5 protein-coding genes are annotated in these 4,328 nt (G+C 40.0%); all 5 read right to left on the bottom strand.

The annotated features are described in order from the left end of the window. Positions 1 to 605 (bottom strand): phosphoribosylanthranilate isomerase (locus tag E1176_RS05135; RefSeq protein WP_155209495.1); only part of this gene is annotated, 605 nt, incomplete at its 3' end. Then, positions 598 to 1,407, bottom strand: coding sequence for an indole-3-glycerol phosphate synthase TrpC (gene trpC / locus E1176_RS05130; protein WP_155209494.1), 810 nt, complete (start codon positions 1,405 to 1,407; stop codon positions 598 to 600). The genes E1176_RS05135 and trpC, both read right to left, overlap by 8 nt. Positions 1,408 to 1,427: 20 nt before the next feature. After that, a complete protein-coding gene (gene trpD / locus E1176_RS05125) occupies positions 1,428 to 2,432 on the bottom strand; it encodes an anthranilate phosphoribosyltransferase (protein WP_155209493.1) in 1,005 nt (334 codons plus the stop codon). Between the two features lie 22 nt (positions 2,433 to 2,454). Continuing rightward, positions 2,455 to 3,018, bottom strand: coding sequence for an anthranilate synthase component II (locus E1176_RS05120; RefSeq protein WP_155209492.1), 564 nt, complete (start codon positions 3,016 to 3,018; stop codon positions 2,455 to 2,457). A gap of 4 nt (positions 3,019 to 3,022) precedes the next feature. Next, a partial coding sequence (locus E1176_RS05115) for an anthranilate synthase component I family protein (RefSeq protein ID WP_155209491.1) occupies positions 3,023 to 4,328 on the bottom strand: 1,306 nt, incomplete at its 5' end.

Below are 4,328 nucleotides of genomic sequence, written 5' to 3'. Positions count from 1 at the left end.
TTTAATGTTTTTAATAAGGCAATATTTTTCAATCCAGGAGCATCTTCAAATTTGCTATTCACATCAATCGCATAAATATCAACCCCTTCCAACTGCCTCACTTCTTCTATATTTTCAAGGCTCACTCCACCACTTAAAATGATTGGCTTGTCCAAATTCAACGTACTTAATTTCTCCCAATCGAAAGTGTTACCTGTGCCCCCATATTGTTGCTTATCTCTTGTATCAAATAAGTAATAATCAATACTTGACTCGTAGGCTTTAAGCTGCGATTTGTCTATCTCTCCGTTACCAGAAAAAACCTTAATAACCTTCGCATGAGCTTGTAATTGGCTACAGAGTGCTCTTGTTTCATCACCGTGCAACTGCACATAATCAAGCTGATATTCATTGATTTTACTTTTTATAAATTCGTACTCAGCATTAACAAAAACTCCTACTCTTTCAACATTTGCTGGTAATTGATCAGGCTGCAAATCCGCAACATATCGGGGTGATTTTTCATAGAATATCAAACCGATCATGTCAGGTTCAATTTCTTTGACCACCTCTGCTAAGTTGTCACGAAGACCGCAAACTTTCAATTTCATTTGTCGCTCAGACATATGATTTGTCTTCTAACTTGCTCAGTGCCTCAATAAATCGTCCGCATGATCTATCTGGCCTTCCTGTAGCCATAAATCTTTCTCCAATCAAAAAGCCATCAAAACCGTGAGTTTTGAGTTTAGTAATTGTCTCCGGATCGTGAATGCCGCTTTCTGAAACCTTTACAAATTCTGAAGGAATAGCACTCGACAGCTCAATAGAGGTATTGATATTTACCTCAAATGATTTTAGATCACGATTATTGACACCAACTAAATCGACATTCTCATTAAGCGCATTGTCCAACTCAGCCTGGTTATGCACTTCCAGAAGAACTTCAAGGTCTAATGATTGGGCAAACTCAGCGAGTTGCTTTAATTTTTGTGGCTCGAGTGCCGCAGCAATCAATAAAATAGCGTCGGCACCTATAGATTTAGCTTCTACAATTTGGTATTCATCAACCACAAAATCTTTTCTTAAAATTGGGCAGAAATTAAACTTTCGAGCTTTGGTCAGGTCTTCATTACTACCGCCAAAATATTGTTTATCAGTAAGCACAGATAGCGCAGAGGCACCAGCCTGCATGTAACCGATAGAAGTACGCTCAACATCTACATGTGCATTAATAACACCTTTAGAAGGTGACTTTCTTTTGATTTCGGCTATAATACCCGATTTGTCTTCTCTCGTCACATACTTTTTCAAAGAGACGGTCTGGCTTCCAAAATAAAGGCTCTTCTCCAGCAACTTGACTGGAAAAAGTGACTTGCTCTCTTCAACCTCTTTGTATTTATGTGCAATTATTTCGTCTAGTATATTCATTTTCAATATTTGTTTCTTAATCAAATGTTAGTGGCTTGTTTTACCACCAGTTTTTTAAATGCTTTAAGTGCTTTTCCTGATTTGAGCGACTCTTCAGCTCTGCCCATTGCCGCTTCAAGACCTTCGCTTTGGTTGGCTGCATAGATCGCCATACCTGCGTTGGCTGTTACTACTGAATTTTGTGCATCAGTGCCCTCACCGCGCAATATGTTTTCAAAAATTCTGGCAGACTCTTCAATGGTATTACCTCCACGTAACTCCTCTTTATTTACTCGAGAAAAACTCAAATCAGCTGGTGACCAAATGTTTTCTCCGGAATTAGAAATTACCTTAAAATCGCCAGTAAGAGATATTTCATCGTAACCTTCCAAAGTGTGTAGTATCACAAAATCCTTTTCTGTTTTCTGATACAGGTACCCATATAATCTTGCCAACTCAAGGTTAAAAACACCCACAAGCTGCTTTTTAGGAAATGATGGATTTACCATCGGACCAAGCATATTAAAGAAGGTCTTTACCCCTAAATCCTGCCTGATTGGTGCTACGTTTTTCATAGCCGGATGAAAGAGTGGCGCATGCAAAAAGCAAATATTAGCTTCATCGAGACTGCGCTTAAGCTCGTCAGCATTGTTAGTAAACTGATAGCCAAAATGTGCCAGTAAATTTGATGACCCACATATGGAAGAAACACCATTATTGCCATGTTTTGCCACAGCCTGACCCGCACCCGCCACGATAAATGAAGCGAGTGTAGAAATATTAAAAGTGTCTTTACCGTCACCACCGGTACCACACAAATCGATGGCGTCATAATCATCAATATTCAAAGGCAAACAAAGCTCGAGCATCGCGTCTCTAAATCCCTCCAGCTCTTCCACTGTGATAGACCGCATCATGTATACGGTGAGAAATGCGGCTACCTGGCTTTGGTTAAACTTTCCTTGTGCAAGGTCTACCAAAATGCCTTTGGCCGTTTCCTTATCCAGTGATTTATGTTCTATAAGTTGATTGAGAATCTTCTTCATTGTTTTTCTAATTAATCCAATGTTAATGCTTTAACCAGTTTTCTATCATTTGAGATCCATGTTCTGTCAGAATAGACTCAGGATGAAATTGCACACCCTTTACATCATATTCTTTATGAGTAATCGCCATGATATTTCCATTAGAATCTCTGGCGGTAACCTTTAATTGATCGCCTACAGCATCTTGTAAAATTGCCCAAGAGTGGTAATGACAACCAACAAATGTCTGTGGCATGCCTTCAAATAGGTAGTCATCTTCTACCACACTGATCTCACTGGAGACACCATGCAGCACATTAAACATGTTGTACAATTCTGCTCCATAAACCTCTGCTATACCCTGATGCCCTAAACAAACTCCCAAAATAGGTTTTGTAGGTCCGTATTTTCTGATCACGTCTTTCATGATACCGGCTTCATCAGGTATTCCTGGCCCGGGTGAAAGCACTATTTTATCGTACTTACCCATCTCCTCTACCGTGATTTTATCATTTCTAATCACATCTACTTCATAGCCCAATACACGTATGATGTGCACCAAATTGTAGGTAAAGGAATCGTAGTTATCTAAAACAATTAATTTCATTTAATTACTGTGCGTTAAGTTTTTGAGCTAATTCTAATGCTTTTCTAAGTGCAGCGAGCTTGTTATTGACTTCTTGCAGTTCGCTTTTGGCTGAAGATTTGGCCACTACCCCGGCACCAGCCTGGTAGTGAAGCACATTATTTTTAGCCAGAAAAGACCTGATCATGATCGCATGGTTAAAGTCTCCGTTAAAGCCTAAAAAGCCTATGGCACCACCATAGTAATTTCTGCTGTCGTTTTCGTATTGATCGATAAGTTCCAGAGCCCTGTGTTTTGGCGCTCCGCTTAGCGTACCAGCCGGGAAAGTATCACCCACAAGCTTGAGCGGAGATGTTTTATCATCCAGCTCTCCAGTGACCTTAGACACGAGGTGGATAACGTGAGAGTAGTACTGGATTTCTTTAAAAACCTCAACACTTACCTTCTTAGAATTTCTACTCAGGTCGTTTCTGGCCAGATCTACCAACATTACGTGCTCTGCATTTTCCTTCTCATCTTTAGAGAGCGCTTTAGCAAGTTCAGCATCTGAGCTATCATTGCCTGTTCTTCTAAAAGTACCCGCGATAGGATAAATGCTCGCTTTATTGCCGCTTATTACTATTTGAGACTCTGGCGATGAACCAAAAATTTTGAAATTGCCATAATCGAAGTAAAAAAGATAAGGAGACGGATTAATGCTGCGCAAAGCGCGATAAACATTAAACTCGTCTCCTTTAAAAGCCTGATCAAACCTACGGGAGAGCACGATTTGAAAGACATCTCCCCGGTTACAGTGTTTTTTACCTTCGAGGATAACATCCAAAAATTGCTCGTCTGTAAAGTTGCTCGATTCGTTGCCTGCTATAGAAAAGTCAAATTGTGGGTTATTATTTACATTAATGAGTGACTCGATATAACCCATCTTACCTTTCTTCTCTAGTGGGTGCACCTTATGCTCAAAAATGTAGAGTTCGTTTTTAAAATGATCGATAACAATTACGTAGCGGTACACGCGATAGCACATATCCGGAATGGCCCCGTCTGCATTGTTGAGCTCAATGTCTTCAAAATATTGCACAGACTCATAAGCCATATAACCAAAAAGACCATTGGTTACGAATTTAAAGCCAAAATCGTCATTGGTTTCAAACTTGTTTCTAAAGCTATCGAGCTCTTCGAGCAGGTTTTCTTTGTCCACAGATTTTTGTTCTTCCTCTCCGGTAGGATAACTCACAGTAAGGTTGCCATTGCTCACCTCAAATGTGGAAATGGGGTCACAGCAGATATACGAAAAGCTATTGTCGTTGCCGTGGTAATCGGAACTTTCCAGC

Source organism: Fulvivirga aurantia, from assembly GCF_009711475.1.
Classification (GTDB): domain Bacteria; phylum Bacteroidota; class Bacteroidia; order Cytophagales; family Cyclobacteriaceae; genus Fulvivirga; species Fulvivirga aurantia.
Note: the sequence above shows the minus strand (reverse complement) of the source record. Positions and strands in the feature narration are given on the sequence as shown.